This is a genomic window from Pseudomonas sp. NBRC 111127 (assembly GCF_001320345.1).
Lineage (GTDB): Bacteria > Pseudomonadota > Gammaproteobacteria > Pseudomonadales > Pseudomonadaceae > Aquipseudomonas > Aquipseudomonas juntendi.
Genome location: NZ_BCBD01000022.1, coordinates 1 through 21,984, shown reverse-complemented (window position 1 = coordinate 21,984; position 21,984 = coordinate 1). Strand labels below are relative to the sequence as shown.

Genomic DNA, 21,984 nt, shown 5'->3' with positions numbered 1-21,984 from the left:
ACCCCGGCCACAGCATGAAGTTCTTGGTTTTGTTCAGAAAAACCCGGTTTTTGCTATGCTGGCCGCTCCGCGGCACGAGATACCACCATGCAACTGATCGATATCGGCGTCAACCTGACCAACAGCAGCTTCCACGACCAGCAGGCGGCCGTCGTCGAGCGTGCCATCGAAGCCGGGGTGACCCAGATGGTGCTGACGGGCACCAGCCTGGCAGTCAGCGAACAGGCACTGGAGCTGTGCCAGCAACTGGACGCCAGTGGCGCGCATCTGTTTGCCACTGCCGGCGTGCACCCCCACGATGCCAAGGCATGGGAGGCCGGTAGCGAAGGCCGACTGCGCCAACTGCTAAGCGAGGCACGGGTACGTGCTGTGGGCGAATGCGGCCTGGACTTCAACCGTGATTTCTCCCCTCGCCCCCTGCAAGAAAAAGCCCTGGAAGCCCAGTTGGCGCTGGCCGTTGAGCTACGCCTGCCGGTGTTCCTGCATGAGCGCGATGCCAGCGAGCGCTTGCTGGCCATTCTCAAGGATTACCGCGACCACCTGAGCGCGGCGGTCGTGCATTGTTTCACTGGGGAGCGTGAGGCGCTGTTCGCCTACCTCGACATGGACCTGCACATCGGTATCACCGGCTGGATCTGCGACGAGCGCCGGGGGACGCACCTGCACGCGCTGGTGGGCAACATTGCCGAAGGCCGGCTGATGCTGGAAAGCGATGCCCCCTATCTGCTGCCCCGCACCCTGCGCCCCAAACCCAAGAACGGCCGCAATGAGCCGGCCTTCTTGCCGCAAGTACTGCATGAAGTGGCCTTGCACCGGGGTGAATCGGTCGAACATACGGCAGCGCACACCACGGCCACGGCACGGGCGTTCTTCCAGATCTGAGCTGACGGGGCCGGTTGAGGCAGGAAAACACCCCCGCAGTTTTTTCTTGATACACATCAACAACGGCTCTGGCACGAGCTGGCACAATGATGGCACCTTGCCAATATTGTTTCCGCTCAACTCAGAGAAGACCTGCCCATGGGTGCCTGGCTTAGCAATGTTTCCTTGAAGTACAAATTCTGGGCCGTCAACGCGGTGGCCTTTGTCACGACCTTGCTGCTGGTGTTGTATGCCGTGCACCTGGAGCAACGCGCCCGCGCCGAGGTGGCCCAGGTACAGGCGGTGCAGCAAGCCGAGCTGCTGGCTGCCTGGCCTAGCCAGCAGCCAATACCGCGCCAGGCCAATGTGATCAGCTGGTCAGCCGGGCAAACGCCCACCTTTGCCGGTGAACCGCTCGAGCCCCTGCGCGACGGCCAGGGCTGGGTGGACCTGCCAAGTGCCTGGGTGCTGGGCGACAACCCGCTGCGCGGCGCACAGGTCGTGCACAGCGGCAATCAGTACATGGCGGTAGTGGCCCCGTCGCCCAGCCTGCGCCAGGTGTTCTTCGAACGCTTCAGCAATTACGCGGTGTGTGTCCTGATTCTGATGCTGGCCATGCTCGCTGCCTCGCAACTGCTCATCCGTTTTCTGCTCAGCCAGCTCAATACCCTCAAGGATGTGATGCTGCACGTGGAAAAAACCGGCGACCTGGCAGCCCGTGTGCCACTGGCCTGTGGTGACGAGGTCGGCCAGATGGCCGGTGCCTTCAATGCCATGCAGGCCACTTACCACCGCGTCGTCAGCACCGTCGCCCACACTGCCGCGCAGCTGGACTCGGGCGCTGCGCGCCTGGCCGCCAGCATGAACGATGTGCGCCACGGCATGCTTGGCCAGCAAAGCGAGACCGACCAGGCGGCCACCGCCATCAACCAAATGTCGGCAACCGTGCACCACATCGCCCAGCATGCCGGCGCTACCCGTGACCTGTCCCAAACCGCCGACACCCTCGCCGGCAGCGGCAAAGAGGTGGTAAGCCGGGTCCAGGATTCGATTTCCGGGCTGTCCAGCGGTGTTCAGCAAACCGCCGAGATGATTCGCCAGTTGGCCGATGACAGCCAGAAAATCAACGGGGTCGTCAATGTGATTCACAGCATCGCCGAACAAACCAACCTGCTTGCGCTCAACGCCGCCATCGAAGCCGCACGCGCCGGCGACCTGGGCCGCGGGTTCGCGGTGGTCGCCGATGAGGTGCGCAACCTGGCCAAGCGCGTGCAAACCTCCACTGACGAAATCACCACAATGGTCTCGGCACTGCAGTCGGGTACCCGCGATGCGGTGGAGTTCATGCAGGAAAGCTCGTACAAGGCCGATGATTGCGTGCGCCAGGCTCAGGAAGCCGGTGAAGCCCTGGCCGAGATCACCGGTGCTGTGGCGCAGATGCGCGAGAGCAACACGCAGATTGCCGTGGCAGCCGAGCAACAAAGCCAGGTGGCCGAGGAAATGAACCGCGCGGTGGTGAGCATTCGTGATGTCACCGAGCAGACCGTGCAACAGACGGTGGGCTCGGCCACCACCAGTAGCGAGCTGGCGATCCTGGCTGGGGCGCTCAACAAGGCCATCGGCCAGCTCAAGCTATAGCCACCATAGCCAGCCTCGATTGGCCCCCCTGCGCGGGCAGCACTAAGCTTTGGGCATTGGATGAGGAAATGCCCATGAGTAAACGTCTGCCCAACCTGCCCGCCTGGCAATGGCGCGGCTACCACCATAACCACCGTCACCCGACAAACCTGGTGCTGCACCTGATTGCCGTCCCGTTGTTCATCCTGGGCGCGCTGCTGGTACTGTCGGGCCTGTTCGGGCTCGACCTGAGCCAGATCGCGGTGGGTATCATTGCCTTGATTGCCGGCTTGGGCCTGCAGCGCCAGGGGCACCGCCTGGAAGCCCAGCAACCTGAGCCGTTCGCTAACCGCCAGGATGCCGTGCAGCGCCTGTTGACGGAGCAGTTCATCACGTTCCCGCGTTTTGTTTTCAGTGGCGCCTGGCTGAAGGCATGGCGGGAGCGCCACAAGCACCGGCGCTGAGCCGATGGCCCTGTGCCGGCCTGTCAGGCGAACACGGTGACAGTCTGCCGGCTCAGCGCCAGCAATTGACCTTGAGCGGTCCACAGTGCTGCTGCCGCATGGCCATAGCCATCCCGGGCGTATTCGGTTTCAACGCAATAGCGGCACCAGTCCTGGGTAGACACCGTGACCACAGGCTGAATGAACTCGATCGTCCAGGTCAGCGTGCTGCCAGCTGCGGGTTGCTTCAGGAACGGCATCAGGCTCGGCGGCCACGCATCGACCAAGGCAAGCAGGTGCGCCTCATTGACGCGTTCGTCGGCGACATCGCGCAAGCGCACCCAACCGCCCATCTTCCTCGAGTGATTACCACTGAACGGCAGCCCGCCCACGGCCCAGCGCAAGGCCACATGGCGCATGAATTCCGGCGTGACCCCCTTGATATAGGGCAGCTCCGGTGCCGCCTCTTCGAGCGCCTTCATTTCCGTAGCCGGTAACGCCGGTACCTGCACGACCGAAGGCCGCCCTGCCCCGAAGCTGCCTTGCACCAGCGTCACCACCTGGCCCGCCTGTACCGCGCGGCCAAGCAAGGTGCTGACCGCCTTGCCCTCGCGCAGCACCTCCACCTCGAAGCGGATAGGTACGTCTGCCGCTGCAGGGGCCACGAAGGTGATGGCCAGGGAGCGCGCTGGGCGGCTGTCACACAGCTTGAGGCGCATCGCCTCGTACACAAGGGCCGCCATGAGGCCGCCAAATGCCGCTCGGCCTTGCGCCCAGGTCGGCGGAATGCTGACTGCGTCGGGGTTGGCCCGCACGGCGTCGAGCAGTTGATTGAAATTCATGGACCGGCTCCTGCGTGCGGCGAAAAGGGTGTGCCCATCCTAGCCAGCTAACGCGGGACGAACAGCCCTCATTTCGGTCATTTCCCGGGCTGGCGACGTGCAATGGCCTTGCCCAGCGCGGCCAGGGTCACATCGGCGCTTTGCTCGGCCTCCTGCAACTGCTGCTGCCAAACGGCTTGGCAAGGTGCCAGGTCGGCGTGCTCCCGCGCCTGTAGCAACCACTGCAAGCGATCGTGCCAGTCGCCCAGGTCGGCCTGGGCTTTTTTCAGCAGACGCTGCAGTTTCTGGCTGGCATGCTGGAATTGCGGGTAGGCCTCGTCGCCATAGCGCGCACGCTTGATCAACAAACGTAGCCGGTGACGGTCGTGGTTGGGGTCCTGCAAGGCGTGGTGCAGTTTGTGCCACTGCTTGACCAAGCGCTTGTCGACGCGTTTGCCCAATGCCTTGGCCAAGCCTTCGCGGCCCGCTGCGCGCAGGAACAGTGGAAAGGCATCTGCAATCGCCAGCACCCGGGCCAGCTGCTGGCTGCGGGCAACGCTGGCGTACGCACTGCCGCGGCCTTGCATGCGGCGTTGCCCAGCTTCGGTGTAACCGCTAGCGATCAGTTGCGCTGCCAGTACTTCCTGGTCACGCAAGGGCGTGGTCAGGGCCCCCAGCGCGCTTGCAGCGGCCTCCAGCTGCTCCACCCCTGGCAGCCCCCTCAGGGGCCGCAGCAGACTGCGCAGCCGCCGTACGGCAATACGCAGGTCATGCAGGGCCTCGCTGTCGGTATCGGCAGCCAGGCGTTCGCGACATGCCAGCAGGCGCACCTGCAAGGCCAGTATCTGGGCAACGACAGCGTCGAGCATGGCAGACATGGGACGTTCCTCGATCAACGCCCGGCGCGGGACTCACGAATGTAGAAGCGCGCCTTCTCGGCTTTGCGCGTGCAGCTTTCATAACCTTCGAACTGCTGCTGGGTTTTAGCACCGGTGAGCAACGACAAAGCCTTGGAATAACTCACGGCACCGGCAAAGCCTTCGGCCTTGGCCAGGTCAAGCTCCTTCCAGGCGGCATCCAGCTGGGTCGCACAACTTTCTCGGTAGGCCGTCTTGCCTGCGCAGCCGGCAAGGGCCAGAGCAATCAGGGGAAGGCAGATCCAGGCTTTCATCGGTGATACCTCAAGGAAAAAAACGGTGGCATTTCGACGCCCCGGCAGTTCAAAAGTGCCCTGCCCGGCCGGCCTTGCCAAAGCGGTTTTACTACAGTAGCTGCACACAATCTACATTGAAGCAGAGGCAACGATGGGTGCATTGTAGAGGCATGATGGCACTGGCCGGGGAAAGTTGATGAGTAAACGCGTGGCACTGGTACTGGGTTCGGGCGGGGCCCGAGGGTATGCGCACATAGGCGTGATCGAGGAAATCGAGCGCCGGGGTTACGATATCGCCTGCATCGCTGGCTGCTCCATGGGTGCAGTCATCGGTGGCATCTATGCCGCCGGCAAGCTGGACGAGTACCGCAACTGGATCGAGAGCCTTGATTATCTGGATGTGCTGCGCCTGGTGGATGTCAGCTTTCGCCTGGGCGCCATTCGCGGTGACAAGGTATTCGGGCAGATCCGCAAGATCGTCGGCGAGATCAATATCGAGCAACTGCGCATCCCCTACACGGCGGTTGCCGCCGACCTGACCAACCAGCAGGAGATATGGTTTCAGGAGGGCTGCCTGCACCAGGCCATGCGCGCCTCGGCGGCCATCCCCAGCCTGTTTACACCGGTAATGCAGGGCAACCGCATGCTGGTTGATGGCGGTATCCTGAACCCGCTGCCGATCGTGCCGGTGGTGTCCAGCCATTGCGACCTGATCATCGCGGTCAACCTCAACGCCACCAACCAGAAGCAGTACCAGCTGCCCGTGATCGAGCGCCCGGCAGCGTTCAAGATGCGCTTCGATGCCTTGCTCAGTTCATTGGGCGCACACCTGCCGTTCCGGCGCAAACCGGCCGAAGAATTGATCCGCATCGAACAGGAAATCGTCGCTGAAGGGCTGGCACAGCCCAACCCATGGCAAAGCGAAGCCGCCAGCCCGGGCACACAGCAGCCGGCGGCTGCGCCAGAGCGCGAAGGCGCGCCGAAGTCGGCTACCGGTTCGTTCATCATCGACAACGTGGGCCCAGCCTCGCTGCTGGACTTGATCAACCAGAGTTTCGAGGTCATGCAGACCTCATTGGCGCAGTACAAGATCGCCGGCTATCCGCCGGATGTGCTGATCAACGTGCCGAAACGGGTATGCCGGTTCTTCGAATTCTACAAGGCGCCCGAGCTGATTGCCCTGGGGCGCGAGATCGCGCGGGACACGCTGGATAATCATGAAGGGGTGAAGCGCTAGGCCGGAGCAGGCAGCAGAAACAGAACGGGCCGCACTAGGCGGCCCGTTCGTCATGCAGCGATCACGTCAGTAACGGGTGATGTCGGCATTGGCTTCCAGCTGCTTGCGGTAGGCCGCGAAGTCTTGCTGGCCGGCACGCGAGGCGAGGTAGCGGCGAATCTGCTGCTTCTCTTCGTCGGTGGCGGTAGTGCCTTCGTTGACGCCCTTGAGCTGCAGCACCACCAGGCTACCGTCACGCAGCACGACGCTGCCATACACCGGCTTGTCCTTGGCTTGCGGTTTCGCCAGGCGGAACAGCGCCTGCAGCTCCTCAGGATCGATGCCTTCCTCACCGCGGGTCACGGCTTCGTGGGTTTTCCAGCCCTGGCCCTCATGCACACTGCCAGCAGCAATGGAACCGTCGCGCAGGCCGGCGATCAGCTTGTCCGCCTTGGCCTTGAGTTCGGCCGTGGCCTTCTCCTTGGCCAGGTGCTGGCGGATATTCTGGGCCACTGCCTCCAGCGGCAGTTGCTCAGGCTTGCGGTGCTCCTTGACGCGCAATACCACGGTGGTTTCCGGGTCGAGCTCGATGGCGGTACTGTTGGCCCCCTCGTCGAGTACTTCTTCGGAAAACGCAGCCTGCACCACCGAACGGTTGGCAGTAATGCCTTCGCCGCCTTCGCGACCGAATGGTGCAGAGGTGTGGACCTTGAGGTTCAGGTCCTGGGCCGGCTGGGCCAGGTCGGAAGCCTCATAGGCAGCATCCTGCAGCTGCTTGCTGGCATCCACGTAACGCTGCTCGACCAGCGGGGTCTTCAGGTCACGGGTAAGCTTGTCCTTCAGGCTGGCGAAGCTCGGCACCTCTGGCGCCTGTACGCCCAACAGCTTGATCAGGTGGTAACCGAACTGGGTGCGCACCGGCGCCGATACCTGGCCATCCTGCAGCTTGTACAGCGCCTCTTCGAAGGCCGGGTCATACACACCCGGGCCGGCGAAACCAAGGTCACCACCGTTGCCGGCCGAACCCGGGTCCTGGGAGAACTCCTTGGCCAGGGTGGCAAAGTTCTCACCCTTGGCCAGGCGCTGCTCGATCTCTTCGGCACGGGCCTTGGCCTGTGCGTCGCTGACCTTGTCGTTCACTTCGATCAGGATGTGCGCCGCGTGGCGTTGCTCGGCGAGGTTGGCGATTTCTTTCTCGTACTGGGCCTTGAGCTCTTCGTCGGTCACCTTGACCTGGTCGAAGTAGGCAGACTTTTTCAGCTCGATGTAGTCGATCACCACCTGGTCAGGCGACATGAACTCCTTGGCGTGCTGGTCGTAGTGCGCCTTGACCTCGGCGTCGCTGACCTTGACCGCGGCCGGGTCGGCCTTGAAGGTCAGGGAGGCGAAGTCGCGGGTCTGCTTCTCGAGGCGGGCGAAGGCATCGACTTGCTGGTCGGTGACGAAGCTGCTGCCGGCCAGGCCGGTGCGCAACTGGCCGATGAGCATTTCCTCGGCCAGCATGTCGCGGAACTGCATGCGGCCATAACCCATCTGGCGAATGACCTGGTCGAAGCGGTCGGCGCTGAATTTACCGTCTACCTGGAACTCCGGCGTTTGCAGGATCACCTGATCCAGCGCGGCATCGGAGAAGGCGAACTTGGCGTCTTCAGCGCCCTGCAGCAAGAGCTTGCGGCTGATCAGGCCCTTGAGGGCCTCTTCACGCAGCAGTTTTTCATCCAGCAGCGCTGGGTCGAAGTCCTTGCCCAACTGTTGCATCAGCTGGCGGCGCTGCATGTCGGCCGCCTGGCTCAGCTCGTTCTGGCTGATGGTCTGGCCGTTTACCTTGGCGGCGTCCTGGCTATGTGTGGCGGCCTGAAAAATGGCTTCGAAACCGGTCAACGCCATCAATACGACGATTAGGCCGATGATGGACTTGGCAATCCAACCTTGTGAATTGTCCCTGATATTTTGCAGCATGCGTCCCCCAGAAACGGCTGTACCACTGCGTCGACAACCGCGGAGCGTGGGTAGAATCCTGATAAAAGAAAGGCGCATCCGAGGATGCGCCTTTGCTTAGCAAACGTGTCAGGCGGGAACGTTTGCGCCCCGCCATCAGCGTGCTCGGACCAGGCCTGGCCGGGTCCGGCTGAAGACGACTTAGTTGACGGCGTCTTTCAGGCCTTTGCCTGCCTTGAAACCTGGAACCTTGGCGGCTGCAATCTTGATCGCCTTGCCGGTTTGTGGGTTACGGCCAGTGCGCTCGGCGCGCTCTTTGACCGAGAAGGTTCCGAAGCCAACCAGAACGACGTCGTCGCCTGCTTTCAGGGCACCGGTTACGGAGTCGATCACAGCGTCCAGAGCCTTACCTGCAGCAGCTTTGGAAATGTCAGCCGATACGGCGATAGCGTCAATCAGTTCCGACTTGTTCACTCTAAGTCCCCTTATTTCTCTATTGAGTTTGTTTCTAAGTATGTAATGGAAAGCTTACGAAACGTACGTTGGGAGGCTTGTTGACAATAACGAGCCGCTTTATAGCAAGGCCTCGAAAAAACTGTCAAGGAAAGCCTCCCAGACAAAAACCACTAATGCGTGCTGATTCTTTCCTTGGCATCGCTGTCGCGCTTCTCTTCTTTCGCGACGATCTCGGGAGCCACATCTGGCAAGGGCTCCGGGGCGTATTGCAGCGCAATTTGCAGGACTTCGTCAATCCATTTGACGGGTTTGATCTGCAGATCCTGTTTGATATTTTCCGGAATTTCCTTCAGATCGCGAACGTTCTCCTCCGGAATGATGACCGTCTTGATACCGCCCCGGTGTGCTGCCAGCAGTTTTTCCTTCAACCCGCCAATTGCCAGCACCTGGCCGCGCAAGGTGATTTCACCCGTCATGGCGACATCAGCGCGCACCGGAATCTGCGTAAGGGCCGAGACCAACGCGGTGCACATGCCGATACCGGCACTCGGGCCGTCTTTCGGTGTGGCCCCTTCGGGCATGTGGATGTGCACGTCGTGCTTCTCGTGGAAGCCGGCGGCTATACCCAGGCTGTGGGCGCGGCTGCGCACCACGGTTTGCGCGGCAGTGATCGATTCGACCATGACATCGCCCAGCGAGCCCGTCTTGATCAGTTGGCCCTTGCCCGGGATAACCACGGCTTCGATGGTCAGCAACTCGCCGCCCACCTGGGTCCAGGCCAGGCCGGTAACCTGGCCGATCTGGTCTTGCTGCTCGGCCAGGCCGTAGCGGAACTTGCGCACGCCCAGCAGGTGCTCCAGCTGTTCGCTGGCCACCTTGACCTTGACCTGCTTCTGCCCGGTATATTCCTTGACCACTTTACGGCAAACCTTGGCGATCTGCCGCTCCAGGCCACGCACACCGGCCTCACGGGTGTAGAAGCGGATGATGTCGCGAATCGCCGAGACATCGACCTCCAACTCGTCTTTCTTCAAGCCGTTGGCCTTGACCTGCTTGGGCACCAGGTACTTGATGGCGATGTTGATCTTCTCGTCCTCGGTGTACCCCGGCAGGCGGATGATTTCCATGCGGTCCAGCAGCGCCGGTGGAATGTTCATCGAGTTCGAGGTGCACAGGAACATGACATCCGAGAGGTCGTAGTCGACCTCCAGGTAGTGGTCATTGAAGTTGTGGTTCTGCTCCGGGTCGAGCACTTCGAGCAACGCCGAGGCAGGGTCGCCACGCATGTCGCTGCCCATCTTGTCGATTTCATCGAGCAGGAACAGCGGGTTGCGTACACCCACCTTGGTCATCTTCTGGATCAAGCGGCCCGGCATCGAACCGATGTAGGTACGACGGTGACCACGGATCTCGGCTTCGTCACGCACCCCGCCCAGTGCCATGCGCACGAACTTGCGGTTGGTGGCGGTGGCGATCGATTCGGCGAGCGAAGTCTTGCCGACGCCGGGTGGGCCTACCAGGCACAGCACAGGACCACGGATTTTCTTCACCCGTTTCTGTACGGCGAGGTACTCGAGGATGCGCTCCTTGACCTCTTCCAGGCCATAATGGTCGGCATCAAGGATCTCCTCGGCCTTGGCCAGGTCCAGGCGGACTTTGCTCTGGGCCTTCCACGGCACCTGCACCAGCCAGTCGAGGTACGAGCGCACCACGGTGGCTTCGGCTGACATCGGCGACATCTGCTTGAGCTTGTTGAGCTCAGCCTGGGCCTTGGTCAAGGCATCCTTGGGCAGGCCGGCAGCTTCGATACGCTTTTTCAGCTCTTCGACTTCGTTGTGGCCTTCGTCACCATCGCCGAGCTCTTTCTGAATGGCCTTCATCTGCTCATTCAGGTAGTACTCGCGCTGGCTGCGCTCCATCTGCTTCTTGACCCGGCCGCGAATGCGCTTTTCCACCTGCAACAGGTCGATTTCGGCATCCAGCAGCGCCAGCACGTGCTCCACGCGGGCGGTGAGGTCGACAATTTCGAGGATTTCCTGCTTCTGCTCGATCTTCAGGGCCATGTGCGCAGCCATGGTATCGACCAGCCGCCCTGGCTCTTCGATGCTGTTGAGCGACGACAGCACTTCGGCAGGGACTTTTTTACCCAGCTGCACATACTGCTCGAACTGCGACAGTAGCGTGCGCACGAAAACTTCCGACTCGCGCTCGGCGGAGTCGGTTTCGTCGATCAGCGAAACTTCGGCACGGATGTGCCCTTCCACTTCGGTGAAGCGCTCGACGGCGCCACGCTGTTCGCCTTCGACCAGCACCTTGACGGTGCCATCAGGCAGCTTCAACAGTTGCAGCACGGTGGCAACAGTACCGACACGGTACAACGCGTCTTCGCCAGGATCATCATCGGCTGGGTTTTTCTGGGCCAGCAGGAGGATCTGCTTTTCGCCCGTCATCGCAGCCTCAAGGGCTTCTATGGACTTTTCACGCCCCACAAACAGCGGGATAACCATGTGCGGGTATACAACGACATCGCGCAATGGCAAAAGAGGCAAGTCGAGGGTGGTCTTCATGATTTCGCCTCTACAGCGGCCTTGTGGCCGGAAACCGGTGGAAATGATGCTTGGACCTAATGTGGGGGCAGGCTTGGGAAATTACAAGCATTAGCAAAGGAAAAGCATGAAGGGGCCCGTAGGCCCCTTCATGCTTGCAACCACAAACTGGCCTTTGCCTGTATCAGGCGTCTGGCGCAGCCTTGGCTTGCGGCTCACTGTTCTCGTAGATCATCAGCGGCTGCGAAGTGCCGTCGATGACGCTCTCGTCGATCACCACCTTGCTGACATCCTTCTGCGAAGGAATCTCGTACATGGTGTCGAGCAGCACACCTTCGAGAATAGAACGCAGGCCACGGGCGCCGGTTTTGCGCTCCAAAGCCCTGCGTGCCACAGCCTTGAGCGCATCGCTGCGGAACTCCAGGTCGACGCTTTCCATCTCGAACAGCTTGGCATACTGCTTGGTGAGGGCGTTCTTCGGCTCGGTGAGGATCTGCACCAATGCAGCCTCGTCCAGCTCGTCCAGGGTAGCCAGAACCGGCAGGCGGCCGACGAACTCCGGAATCAGGCCAAACTTGACCAGATCGTCCGGCTCGACCTCACGCAGGGACTCGCCAACCTTCTTGCCCTCTTCCTTGCTACGCACTTCAGCGCCGAAACCAATGCCACCTTTGGTGGAACGGTTCTGGATGACCTTTTCAAGGCCCGAGAACGCGCCACCGCAGATGAACAGGATGTTGCGGGTGTCAACCTGCAGGAACTCCTGTTGCGGGTGCTTGCGCCCCCCTTGCGGCGGTACCGAGGCCACGGTGCCTTCGATCAGCTTCAACAGCGCCTGCTGCACGCCCTCGCCCGAGACGTCACGGGTGATGGACGGGTTGTCCGACTTGCGCGAGATCTTGTCGATTTCGTCGATGTAGACAATGCCCATCTGGGCCTTTTCCACGTCGTAGTCGCACTTTTGCAACAGCTTCTGAATGATGTTCTCGACGTCTTCACCCACATAACCGGCCTCGGTCAGGGTGGTGGCGTCGGCAATGGTGAACGGTACGTTCAACAGGCGTGCCAGGGTTTCGGCGAGCAGGGTCTTGCCCGAGCCGGTAGGCCCGATGAGCAGGATGTTGCTCTTGCCCAGTTCGACTTCGTCACCCTTCTTGTCACGCTGGTTAAGGCGCTTGTAGTGGTTGTACACCGCTACAGCCAGCACCTTTTTCGCGCGCTCCTGACCAATGACGTACTGGTCCAGGATGCCGCTGATTTCTTTCGGCGAAGGCAATTTGTGCGCGCTGCTCTCGGCCTGGGCTTCCTGCACCTCCTCACGGATGATGTCATTGCACAGGTCGACGCACTCGTCGCAGATAAATACCGAGGGCCCGGCAATCAATTTGCGCACTTCGTGCTGGCTTTTGCCGCAGAAGGAGCAATAGAGCAATTTGCCGCTGTCCTCGCCGTTACGGGTGTCAGTCATTCGATCGATCCAATCCGGTAGGCTTGCAACACAAGATGAAGGCAATTGCGGGCTTTTTCAAGTCCGCAGGTGGGCGCTTTGGGCACCCACCTGCTCTGACCCCCCGGTTCAGGAGGCCAGTTGCCGCTTGTCGTAGACCGAGTCGATCAGGCCATACTCGGCTGCGCGCGAGGCGCTCATGAAGTTGTCGCGTTCGGTGTCACGCTTGATGGTCTCCAGATCCTGGCCGGTGTGGTAGGCCAGCAACTCGTTCAGGCGCGCCTTGATATTGAGGATTTCCTGGGCATGGATCTCGATATCGGTCGCCTGGCCCTGGAAGCCGCCCAGCGGCTGGTGAATCATCACGCGCGAGTTCGGCAGGCAGTGACGCTTGCCCTTGGCACCTGCGGCCAGCAGGAAGGCGCCCATGCTGCAGGCCTGGCCGATGCAGATGGTCGAGACGTCCGGCTTGATGAACTGCATGGTGTCGTAGATCGACATGCCGGCGGTGACGGAGCCGCCCGGGGAGTTGATGTAGAGATGGATATCCTTGTCCGGGTTTTCCGCTTCGAGGAACAGCATCTGCGCTACGACCAGGTTGGCCATGTAGTCTTCAACCGGGCCAACCAGGAAAATCACTCGCTCCTTCAACAGGCGCGAATAGATGTCGTACGCACGCTCGCCACGGGCGGACTGCTCGATAACCATCGGGACCAGGCCGCCTGCGGCCTGGATGTCAGAGCTCTGCTGAATATAAGAATTGCGGGACATGTCCTGCGCTCACTCCCAAATAGTCATGGCTTGATAACGCACAAGCCAGCTCGAAGGCTGGCTTGTGGGGTTTTCCTACGAGAGAAAACGTATTACTCAGCTTCGGCAGGTGCCTGGGCTGGTTTTACGGCATCTTCGTACGAGACCGACTTGTCGGTCACAGTAGCTTTCTGCAGAACAGTATCTACAACTTGCTCTTCCAGCACAACCGAACGCACTTCGTTCATTTGCTGGTCGTTCTTGTAGTACCAAGCGATGACCTGCTCAGGCTCCTGGTAAGCCGAAGCCATTTCTTCGATCATCTCGCGAACCTTGGCATCGTCCGGCTTGAGCTCGAACTGCTTGACCACTTCGGCGACGATCAGGCCCAGCACTACACGGCGCTTGGCTTGTTCTTCGAACAGCTCGGCAGGCAGTTGGTCAGGCTTGATGTTGCCACCGAACTGCTGAACAGCCTGGACGCGCAGACGGTTGACTTCGTTTTCCAGCAGGGCCTTCGGCGCTTCGATCGGGTTGGCGGCCAGCAGACCGTCCATGACCTGGTTCTTCACCTTGGTCTTGATTGCCTGGCGCAGCTCACGCTCCATGTTCTTGCGAACTTCGGCGCGGAAGCCTTCCAGGGTCGATTCCTTGATACCGAACTGGGCGAAGAACTCTTCGTTCAGCTCAGGCAGCACAGGGGCCGAAACGCTGTTGACGGTGATGGTGAACTCGGCGGCTTTGCCGGCCAGGTCCAGGTTCTGGTAGTCCTCTGGGAAGGTCACGTTGACAACGCGCTCTTCGCCAGCCTTGGCGCCCACCAGACCGTCTTCGAAGCCCGGGATCATGCGGCCGGAACCCAGTACCAGCTGGGTGCCTTTGGCAGAGCCACCGGCGAACGCTTCACCGTCGACCTTGCCAACGAAATCGATGTTGACCTGATCGTCGTTCTGCGCGGCGCGCTCGACAGCCTCGAAGCGAGTGTTCTGCTTGCGCAGCACTTCCAGCATGTTGTCCAGGTCGGCGTCGGCCACTTCGGCGCTCAGGCGCTCGACGTTGATCGACTCCAGGCCGGAAACGGTGAACTCCGGGAACACTTCGAAGATGGCGACGAACTCCAGGTCCTTGCCTTTTTCGAACGACTTGGGTTCAACGGACGGGGCACCAGCAGGGTTCAGCTTCTGCTCAACGATGGCCTCATAGAAGGAAGCCTGGACCAGATCACCGAACGCCTCCTGGCGTGCATCGGCTTCGAAGCGCTGACGGATCACGCTCATTGGCACCTTGCCTGGGCGGAAGCCGGCAACCTTGGCGCGCTTGGCAGTCTGTTGCAGACGCTTGTTGACTTCGTTCTCGACGCGCTCGGCCGGAACGGCGATGGTCATGCGGCGCTCGAGAGCGGAAGTGTTTTCAACAGAAACTTGCATGGATATTCCTCGTTGCACAGACGTTAGCCGGCGTTAGCCCGACTCCAGAATCAAGGGCAAGCATTCTAGTGAGTCGCGCGGCAGAAGTCACCCCACACGGGACGACGGGAAACCACGCCGGTCGATTAGCTTTCAAGGCCCGCACGGCGTGCCGCCGGGCCTCCTTCATCAAGAGCGGCACCCTGCCCATGGCGCAGTGCAGCCGTAATAACTTGTCAAACAACTGCCAGTGGCGAATTCGCTGCCTTTATTCAGGGTCGATTTCGTTGAACTGACAGTATTCTTCCCACTCCAGGCCCAGCGCCTCGGCGACCTCGCGGTGCGTTTCAAGGCGCATGGCCCGCAACTGTTCCGGGCTTTCGGCGATCAGTTGCAGCGCCAGCTCCCAGGGCTGCAGCCCCTGCTCCTGGGCCGCATCTTCGAACGCCCACTCGATTTGCTGGGCCTGCTCGCGCGCGTCCAGCTCGCGAATCTCCTCGAGCAGCTGCGGGTTGGCGTCGGCAAAGCGCTGCAGCGCCAAGGCCTGACGGGCTTCTTTTGCAATCATCGGGCTGTTCCTCTGCCGGCCAACGGGGCCGGCGCTTCAACCGGCTGAAATCTAACAGCTTTTATTGGGCTGCCACCAGAGCATTGCAAGGGGGGAATCACGAAGATTTTGTGCTGAACCGTGCAGTGCCCGCATGACGGAGCAATGAAAACAAAAAAGGCGCCTGATCTCACGACCAAGGCGCCTCTTTAAAATATGGGGTGGACGATGGGAATCGAACCCACGACAACTGGAATCACAATCCAGCGCTCTACCAACTGAGCTACGCCCACCATATAGCGGTGTTACGGTACAACCTTACAAAAACATGGTGCGGACGAAGAGACTCGAACTCTTACAGCTTGCGCCGCTGGAACCTAAATCCAGTGTGTCTACCAATTTCACCACGTCCGCGTAACGCTTAAAACAAAGGCGCCAGATGCTATCGAGGCGCCTTCGAAAATATGGGGTGGACGATGGGAATCGAACCCACGACAACTGGAATCACAATCCAGCGCTCTACCAACTGAGCTACGCCCACCATATTGCATTACAGCCAACTTGCTTGCCAAAGCTGCCTAATGGCGCACCCGGCAGGACTCGAACCTGCGACCATCCGCTTAGAAGGCGGATGCTCTATCCAGCTGAGCTACGGGCGCTTAAGCTACAAGCCTAACCGAGCAAGTATTTAACAGCTAACTGCCAAACGACCCATTCTGCCCGACTTAGCCAACCAGTGCTAGGCTGTGCCCGACAAGTGCGGCGAATCTTATAGGCGACCCCGAAAGTCGTCAACACCTTTTTCAAAAAAATTTAAATTATTTAAGGGCTTAGGGGATTTGCCCGACCACCCGCCTTTGCCCTTCGCCCATGTCGTGCGAGAATGCGCGCTCTTTATTGTTTCCTTCTCGATGGTTAATCACGCGTCTATGACTGCACACCTAATCGATGGCAAGGCAATCGCCGCCAGCCTGCGCCAGCAGATCGCTCAACGTGTCGTGGAGCGTCGCCAGCAAGGCCTGCGTACGCCGGGCCTGGCGGTGATCCTGGTCGGCACCGACCCCGCCTCCCAAGTCTATGTCTCGCACAAGCGCAAGGACTGCGAAGAGGTCGGGTTCATTTCGCAGGCTTTCGACCTGCCCGCCGAGACCACGCAAGAAGCCCTGACCGAGCTGATCGACCGTCTTAACGACGACCCGGCCGTCGACGGTATTCTGCTGCAGTTGCCGCTACCGGCGCACCTGGAGGCGTCGCTGCTGCTCGAGCGCATTCGCCCTGACAAGGACGTGGACGGCTTCCACCCGTACAACATCGGCCGTCTGGCCCAGCGTATTCCGCTGCTACGCCCGTGCACACCAAAAGGCATCATGACCCTGCTGGAAAGCACCGGCCAGGATCTGTACGGCATGAACGCCGTCATCGTCGGCGCTTCCAACATCGTTGGCCGCCCAATGGCCATGGAGCTGCTGCTGGCCGGCTGCACCGTGACTGTCTGCCACCGCTTTACCAAGGACTTGGCCGGCCATGTAGGCCGCGCCGATCTGGTGGTGGTGGCCGCAGGCAAGCCGGGCCTGGTCAAAGGTGAGTGGATCAAGGAAGGCGCCATCGTCATTGACGTGGGCATCAACCGCCAGGCGGACGGCAAGCTGGTCGGCGATGTGGTCTACGAGACCGCCCTGCCCCGCGCCGGCTGGATCACCCCAGTGCCGGGCGGGGTTGGGCCAATGACCCGGGCGTGCCTGCTGGAGAACACGCTGTACGCGGCGCAAGAGCTGCACAAATAAAGTTGGCACGTAGCGAAAACGGCACCTCTGGCAGGTGCCGTTTTTTTTGCCCGGTTTCGAGGGCTCGGGCTTGATGCAACCAGAAGAAATGGCGAACGCAAGGCGGGATTGGCAGGTAGTTTGCATTGGCCGTATGGGGCGAGCCCGGCCCGAGTCAGGTTCAAGGGTATCAGCGGCACGGGGGCGTGCTTGCTCGCATGCCCTGCTCAAACCATGAACGTCACGCTGCGCACCGAACTAGAGCGCGGCAGGCCCAATTGCCCCATAACTGGTCAGACCGGTAAGGCCAAAAACCCTTGCAAAGAACGATTTTTCGCGCTTTTATGGCATCGCGCTGAACAAACCGGTAAGACCACAATAATTAAGTCCTGCGCTCTTTCGCCCCGTGCGGCTACCGAAGCAAGGACACCGATCTGAGACTTCTCCCATGCTCAAATGGTGCTCGCGTTCGATATTCCTGCAAGTCGTGCTTGGCCTTGCCCTCGGCATTGCCTGCGGCCTCAGCTTCCCCGACCTTTCGCTACAACTCAAACCCCTAGGCGACGGCTTCATCAAGCTGATCAAGATGCTCATCGGCCTGATCGTGTTCTGCGTGGTGGTCAGTGGTATCTCGGGCGCGGGCGACCTGAAAAAGGTCGGGCGCATCGGCTTGAAGTCGGTGATCTACTTTGAGGTGCTGACCACCCTGGCGTTGGTGATCGGCCTGGTATTCGCCTTCAGCAGCGGCATCGGCAGCGGCGCCAATATTCACCTGGACCAACTGTCCAGTGCCGATGCCAGCAGCCTGGCCGAGCGCGGTCAACACATCCATGGCGCCGCAGCGTTCTTCATGGACCTGATCCCTACCTCGGTGATCGGCGCCTTCGCCGACAACAACATCCTTCAGGTGCTGCTGTTTTCGGTGCTGTTCGGCAGCGCATTGAACCTGGTGGGCGACTCGGCCGCCGGCATTTCGCGGCTGATCAACGAACTGAGCCATGTGATCTTCCGCATCATGGGCATGATCGTGCGCCTGGCGCCGATCGGTGTATTCGGTGCCATCGCCTTCACCACCAGCAAGTACGGCCTGGAATCGCTGCAGCACCTGGGCGGCCTGGTAGCGCTGTTCTACCTGACCTGTGCAGGCTTCGTGCTGATCGTGCTGGGTACCGTGATGCGCCTGTCGGGCCTGAAACTGCTGCCACTGATCAAGTACCTGCGTGAAGAGCTGACCATCGTGCTGGGCACCGCCTCTTCCGACGCCGTTCTGCCGCAGATCATGCGCAAGCTGGAACACCTGGGCATCGGCAGTTCCACGGTGGGGCTGGTGATTCCCACCGGCTACTCGTTCAACCTGGACGGTTTCTCCATCTACCTGACGCTGGCCATCGTGTTCATCGCCAACGCTACCGGCACACCGCTGGAGATGACTGACCTTCTGACCATTCTGCTGGTGTCGCTGGTAACTTCGAAAGGCGCGCACGGCATCCCTGGCTCGGCGCTGGTGATCCTAGCGGCCACGTTGACTGCCGTACCGGCGATTCCGGTTGTCGGCCTGGTGCTGGTACTGGCGGTGGACTGGTTCATGGGCATCGGCCGGGCACTGACCAACCTGATCGGCAATTGTGTAGCCACCGTGGCGATTGCCCGCTGGGAAAAGGACATCGACCTGGAGCGTGCCAACAACGTACTGGCAGGCAAACCCGGCTTTGCCCCGTTGCCACGCAAACAGCCCAATGCCCACCAGCAGGAATTCTGAGCGAACGTGGCCGGCACTGATGCCGGCCCTTCAAGGAGCGAACCGTGATCAGCTCATCGACCGTCGTCAATTCAGTGGTGGAAAAACTCCGCCAGGCCCTGGCCCGCGGCCAGTGGCGCAGCGGCGACATGCTGCCAGGCCAGCGCGAGCTGGCTGAACAGCTGGGCATCAGCCGGCCCAGCCTGCGCGAGGCGGTAACCGTGCTGGAAACCCTGGGCCTGGTTCGCGCGCTGCCGGGCAAGGGTGTACTGGTACTGGATGCCGAAGCTGCCGCCCTGGAACCGGGGCTGGATACCAGCGCCGCCGCCAGCCTGGCTGACGTACTGGAACTGCGCTACACCCTTGAACCGTTCATCGTCGGCCTGGTGGCACAATCGGCCAACAGCCAGGATGTTGGCCAGTTGCGCCTCACCCTGATGGACATGCGCGAAGCGCTGGAGGCCGATGACAGCGAAGCTGGTGCCAGGGCCTATATCGCTTTCCATGAGGCCCTCTTCGCCCTGACCACCAACCCGATCTTCCAGAGTGTCGTGCAGCAGACCGGCAACGCCCTTAAACAGAGCGCCGACATGCTGCGCAACTCACCGGAGCATCTGGCTGCAAGGCTGAAGGAGAACGAGGCCGTGGTACGCGCCATTCGCGAACGCAACAGTGCTCTGGCCAGTGCCCAGATGCGCCAGCACATCCTGGCCGAGGGCTCGCGCATGGGCATCCCGCTGAACATCCCGGATGAACACCTGCATCCATGACCTGAGGAGAGCGACCATGAACGCCGCCCCCCACTTGCCTGCCCTGCTCGCGGCCGGCGAAACCCGCCTGTCGGCCGAGCAAATCTACCCACGGCTGTTCGACGCCATTCTCGAACAGCGCCTGCCCCCCGGCAGCCTGCTGCCCGAGCAGGCGTTGGGCCAGGCGTTTGGGGTCAGCCGTACCGTGATCCGCCGCGTGCTCGGGCGCCTGTGTGACCAGCAAGTGGTGGTGCAGCGCCCGAGCCACACCGCGCACCTGGCAGCCCCCGACCTCGAGCAGGCGCGGCAGGTGCTCAGCGCCCGGCGGCTGGCGGAGACCACCCTGATCACCCTGGCCGCACAGCGCGCCCGCCCTGCGCAGATACGCCAACTGCGCCAGTTGGTTGAACGTGAGCGCCAGCACCATGAAAGTGGCGAGCGTTGCGCGGCGATCCGCCTGGGTGGCGAGTTCCACCTCAAACTGGCGCAAGTGGCGGCCAATGCGCCCCTGGCACGGTTTCTCAACGGCCTGGTGCCGATGACCTCGCTGATCATTGCCCGCTACGAGTCGCCGTGCTGCGAACATTGTGCGTGGGAAGAACATGCGGCGATCATCGATGCCGTGGAGCAAGGCGATGCCGAGGCGGCATTGGGGCTGATGCACACCCACCTCGACCGGCTGGAAGAGAAACTCGACCTGGCGTAGCCCGCGCGCAAGGGCCAAGCCCGCTCATGACGGCCATGCACCGGTCCAGCAGCGGGTGTACCAGGCGGTGGCCTGTAGCGCCCGAGTCAAGCCTTGGCCATGGCCGAGGTCGGTAAGCCGAAGATCCGGTCAAACACCCAGTTGTAGGCGAAGGTGTAGCAAGGGATCAGCACAATGAACGCCATGTCCACCAGCAGTGCCTCTACCAGTGTCATGTCCAGCCACCAGGCAATCAGCGGGATCAGATACACCACCAGGGTCAACTGAAAGCCGACCGCATGCGCCACCCGTCGCGCCACGCTGCGGCCGCGCTTGGCCTGGCGGCTTTCCCAGCGCTCGAACAACGTGTTGAAAATCAGGTTCCAGAGCATGGCAACGGTTGTGATCATCACCGCCAATGGCCCGGTATGCGACGCCTGGGTCTCTGACAGATAAGCCAGCCCGAGGGTCGACATGCTCAGCCCTATCAGCTCATAGCACGTCACGTACACCAGTTTGCGCTTCAACCCCTGCACCTGCATTTCCCTCCAATCCCAATAACGAAGGGCGCGATAATGCTTCACCTCGCTTGACAGCAAAAGTCAGCAGCTGTCAGATTTTCTGACAGGAGGCTGCCATGAACTTTTCCAGCGACAACATCCAGCTGTTTCTTGCCGTGCTCGACCGCGGCTCGTTCTCCGCCGCCGCTCGCGCCCTCAAACGGGTACCGTCGGCGGTCAGCATGGCCATTGGCAATCTGGAAGCGGAGCTGGGATACAGCTTGTTCGAACGCGGGCCCCGCGAAGTTCGGCCCACCGCCCGGGCCTTGGCCCTGGAACCGCCCGCCAGGCTGATTGCCGAGCAACTCGGGCTGTTGCAAGTCCATGCCTTGGAGCTCTCACAGGGGCTTGAAAGCAGCCTGACGCTGGCGGTGGTGCCGGACATCGATCACCGCCCGTTGCTGGCGGCTATCGCCGACCTCGGTGTGCGCCACCCATTGCTCGATATCGCTTTGCTCAGCGCCCCGCAGGAAGAGGCCCTGCACTTGCTGGACAGCGGCCGCGCCGATCTTTGCGTGGCCTTCGCTGGCCTGCAGGTGGATGCGCGCAGGGGCTTTCAACACATCGGTATGGAAGCCTTGGTAGCCACCCTCGCCCCTAGCCACCCGGCGCTGCGTGAAGCACGCATCCACTACCTCGAAGACCTGACCCGGGTGCGCCAGATCCTCGTGCGTAGCCGTGACCTGCCGCTGGCCGATCCACGCCCGCTGATCGGCGCCACGCACTGGTCGACCGACAGCTTCGACCTGGCCCTGCAGATGGTCGAAGCCGGCCTGGGCTGGGGCGACCTGCCGTTGTCTCGGGTAGCCCCACTGCTGGCAACCGGGCGCCTGGTGCGCCTGGCCTTCCGTAATACGCGCAACGAGTTGCAACTGCCGGTGCATATCCTGTGGCGCAAACAACAGCCACTGCAGCAAGCGGCGAGGTTGCTGATAGAGCAACTGGCCAAGGGCTGAGTGCCGTCTGTCGAAAGGTCTGTAAGAAATTACTGTAAGTACTTCAATGTTTTACCCCCCGAGCCGATATCCCGGTCGATAGGCCCCGCAGAACGTCATAAGCGCGCTGCGTCCTCCCCACATTGGCTCAAGGTCTCGAAACATGAACCTGAAATTTCGCCACAAGATCCTGCTCAGTGCCTGCGGCGTCGTGGTCCTGGCATTCGCCCTGTTCACGCTCTATAACGACTACCTGCAACGCAACACTATCCGCCAGAACATAGAAGCCTCGGTGCAGCAGGCCGGAGCCTTGACCGCCAGCAGCGTGCAAAACTGGATGAGCGGCCGCATCC

Annotated in this window: 20 protein-coding genes, 4 tRNA genes and 1 pseudogene; 10 read left to right on the top strand and 15 right to left on the bottom strand. The window is 61.2% G+C overall.

Translation table 11 applies throughout. The features are described from left to right. Positions 1-87: 87 nt before the first annotated feature. The 3 genes from APH30_RS06550 (at position 88) to APH30_RS06540 (ending at position 2,942) form a co-directional block, all read left to right on the top strand. Positions 88-882, top strand: a complete 795-nt coding sequence (locus APH30_RS06550) for a TatD family hydrolase (RefSeq protein WP_054912004.1) — start codon at positions 88-90, stop codon at positions 880-882. 138 nt (positions 883-1,020) lie between these two features. Continuing rightward, positions 1,021-2,499, top strand: a complete 1,479-nt coding sequence (locus tag APH30_RS06545; RefSeq protein ID WP_054912003.1) for a methyl-accepting chemotaxis protein — start codon at positions 1,021-1,023, stop codon at positions 2,497-2,499. A gap of 74 nt (positions 2,500-2,573) precedes the next feature. Beyond that, positions 2,574-2,942, top strand: a complete 369-nt coding sequence (locus APH30_RS06540; RefSeq protein WP_009683834.1) for an Mpo1-like protein — start codon at positions 2,574-2,576, stop codon at positions 2,940-2,942. Positions 2,943-2,965: 23 nt separating this feature from the next. On the opposite strand, the gene APH30_RS06535 is transcribed toward APH30_RS06540, so the two are convergent. The 3 genes from APH30_RS06535 to APH30_RS06525 all read right to left on the bottom strand — a co-directional run bounded on the left by APH30_RS06535 (position 2,966) and on the right by APH30_RS06525 (position 4,913). Further along, on the bottom strand, positions 2,966-3,763 hold the full coding sequence (locus APH30_RS06535; RefSeq protein WP_054912002.1) for an acyl-CoA thioesterase II: 798 nt from the start codon (positions 3,761-3,763) through the stop codon (positions 2,966-2,968). Positions 3,764-3,840: 77 nt separating this feature from the next. Further along, positions 3,841-4,620, bottom strand: a complete 780-nt coding sequence (locus APH30_RS06530) for a CHAD domain-containing protein (protein WP_054912001.1) — start codon at positions 4,618-4,620, stop codon at positions 3,841-3,843. Between the two features lie 14 nt (positions 4,621-4,634). Continuing rightward, the gene (locus tag APH30_RS06525; protein WP_003259403.1) at positions 4,635-4,913 is read right to left on the bottom strand and encodes a hypothetical protein; all 279 of its coding nucleotides are present in this window, start codon (positions 4,911-4,913) and stop codon (positions 4,635-4,637) included. Between the two features lie 178 nt (positions 4,914-5,091). Here APH30_RS06525 and APH30_RS06520 point away from each other — a divergent pair, with 178 nt between their 5' ends. Then, entirely contained in the window at positions 5,092-6,132 is a 1,041-nt protein-coding gene (locus tag APH30_RS06520) for a patatin-like phospholipase family protein (RefSeq protein ID WP_054905356.1), read from the top strand. A 66-nt stretch (positions 6,133-6,198) separates the two neighbouring features. Here APH30_RS06520 and APH30_RS06515 read toward each other — a convergent pair whose 3' ends face one another. The 11 genes from APH30_RS06515 to APH30_RS06465 form a co-directional block, all read right to left on the bottom strand. After that, positions 6,199-8,070 carry a SurA N-terminal domain-containing protein gene (locus APH30_RS06515; protein WP_009683829.1) on the bottom strand — a complete coding sequence of 624 codons (1,872 nt, stop codon included), beginning with the start codon at positions 8,068-8,070 and terminating at the stop codon, positions 6,199-6,201. 180 nt (positions 8,071-8,250) lie between these two features. Then, positions 8,251-8,523: a nucleoid-associated protein HU-beta gene (hupB, locus tag APH30_RS06510; protein ID WP_054883552.1), complete on the bottom strand. Its 273-nt coding sequence runs from the start codon at positions 8,521-8,523 to the stop codon at positions 8,251-8,253. 152 nt (positions 8,524-8,675) lie between these two features. Then, positions 8,676-11,072, bottom strand: coding sequence for an endopeptidase La (gene lon, locus APH30_RS06505; RefSeq protein WP_054912000.1), 2,397 nt, complete (start codon positions 11,070-11,072; stop codon positions 8,676-8,678). A gap of 163 nt (positions 11,073-11,235) precedes the next feature. Further along, entirely contained in the window at positions 11,236-12,519 is a 1,284-nt protein-coding gene (gene clpX / locus APH30_RS06500) for an ATP-dependent Clp protease ATP-binding subunit ClpX (RefSeq protein ID WP_054911999.1), read from the bottom strand. Between the two features lie 108 nt (positions 12,520-12,627). Beyond that, positions 12,628-13,269, bottom strand: a complete 642-nt coding sequence (gene clpP / locus APH30_RS06495; RefSeq protein WP_009683825.1) for an ATP-dependent Clp endopeptidase proteolytic subunit ClpP — start codon at positions 13,267-13,269, stop codon at positions 12,628-12,630. A 92-nt stretch (positions 13,270-13,361) separates the two neighbouring features. Then, a complete protein-coding gene (gene tig, locus APH30_RS06490; RefSeq protein ID WP_029884960.1) occupies positions 13,362-14,675 on the bottom strand; it encodes a trigger factor in 1,314 nt (437 codons plus the stop codon). Positions 14,676-14,922: 247 nt separating this feature from the next. After that, a complete protein-coding gene (locus APH30_RS06485) occupies positions 14,923-15,222 on the bottom strand; it encodes a DUF6388 family protein (RefSeq protein WP_009683823.1) in 300 nt (99 codons plus the stop codon). A 196-nt stretch (positions 15,223-15,418) separates the two neighbouring features. Continuing rightward, positions 15,419-15,494, bottom strand: a tRNA-His gene (locus APH30_RS06480). Between the two features lie 36 nt (positions 15,495-15,530). Beyond that, positions 15,531-15,615: transfer RNA gene (locus APH30_RS06475), tRNA-Leu, on the bottom strand. Between the two features lie 51 nt (positions 15,616-15,666). Beyond that, positions 15,667-15,742, bottom strand: a tRNA-His gene (locus APH30_RS06470). Between the two features lie 41 nt (positions 15,743-15,783). Then, a tRNA-Arg gene (locus tag APH30_RS06465) sits at positions 15,784-15,860 on the bottom strand. Between the two features lie 270 nt (positions 15,861-16,130). Here APH30_RS06465 and folD point away from each other — a divergent pair. From folD to APH30_RS06445, 4 genes are all read left to right on the top strand, one after another. Next, positions 16,131-16,985, top strand: coding sequence for a bifunctional methylenetetrahydrofolate dehydrogenase/methenyltetrahydrofolate cyclohydrolase FolD (folD, locus tag APH30_RS06460; protein ID WP_009682641.1), 855 nt, complete (start codon positions 16,131-16,133; stop codon positions 16,983-16,985). A 427-nt stretch (positions 16,986-17,412) separates the two neighbouring features. Continuing rightward, positions 17,413-18,723 (top strand): C4-dicarboxylate transporter DctA, encoded by a 1,311-nt coding sequence (locus APH30_RS06455; protein ID WP_009682642.1) that lies wholly within the window; start codon positions 17,413-17,415, stop codon positions 18,721-18,723. Positions 18,724-18,767: 44 nt separating this feature from the next. Further along, positions 18,768-19,472: a FadR/GntR family transcriptional regulator gene (locus tag APH30_RS06450; protein WP_054911998.1), complete on the top strand. Its 705-nt coding sequence runs from the start codon at positions 18,768-18,770 to the stop codon at positions 19,470-19,472. Between the two features lie 16 nt (positions 19,473-19,488). Then, positions 19,489-20,157 (top strand): GntR family transcriptional regulator, encoded by a 669-nt coding sequence (locus APH30_RS06445; protein WP_054911997.1) that lies wholly within the window; start codon positions 19,489-19,491, stop codon positions 20,155-20,157. Between the two features lie 86 nt (positions 20,158-20,243). On the opposite strand, the gene APH30_RS06440 is transcribed toward APH30_RS06445, so the two are convergent. Beyond that, on the bottom strand, positions 20,244-20,672 hold the full coding sequence (locus tag APH30_RS06440) for a PACE efflux transporter (protein WP_054912014.1): 429 nt from the start codon (positions 20,670-20,672) through the stop codon (positions 20,244-20,246). Between the two features lie 101 nt (positions 20,673-20,773). On the opposite strand from APH30_RS06440, the gene APH30_RS06435 reads away from it, so the two are divergent. After that, positions 20,774-21,652, top strand: a complete 879-nt coding sequence (locus APH30_RS06435; protein WP_054911996.1) for a LysR family transcriptional regulator — start codon at positions 20,774-20,776, stop codon at positions 21,650-21,652. A 142-nt stretch (positions 21,653-21,794) separates the two neighbouring features. Further along, a pseudogene (locus APH30_RS06430) lies at positions 21,795-21,984 on the top strand (chemotaxis protein); the annotation flags it as partial.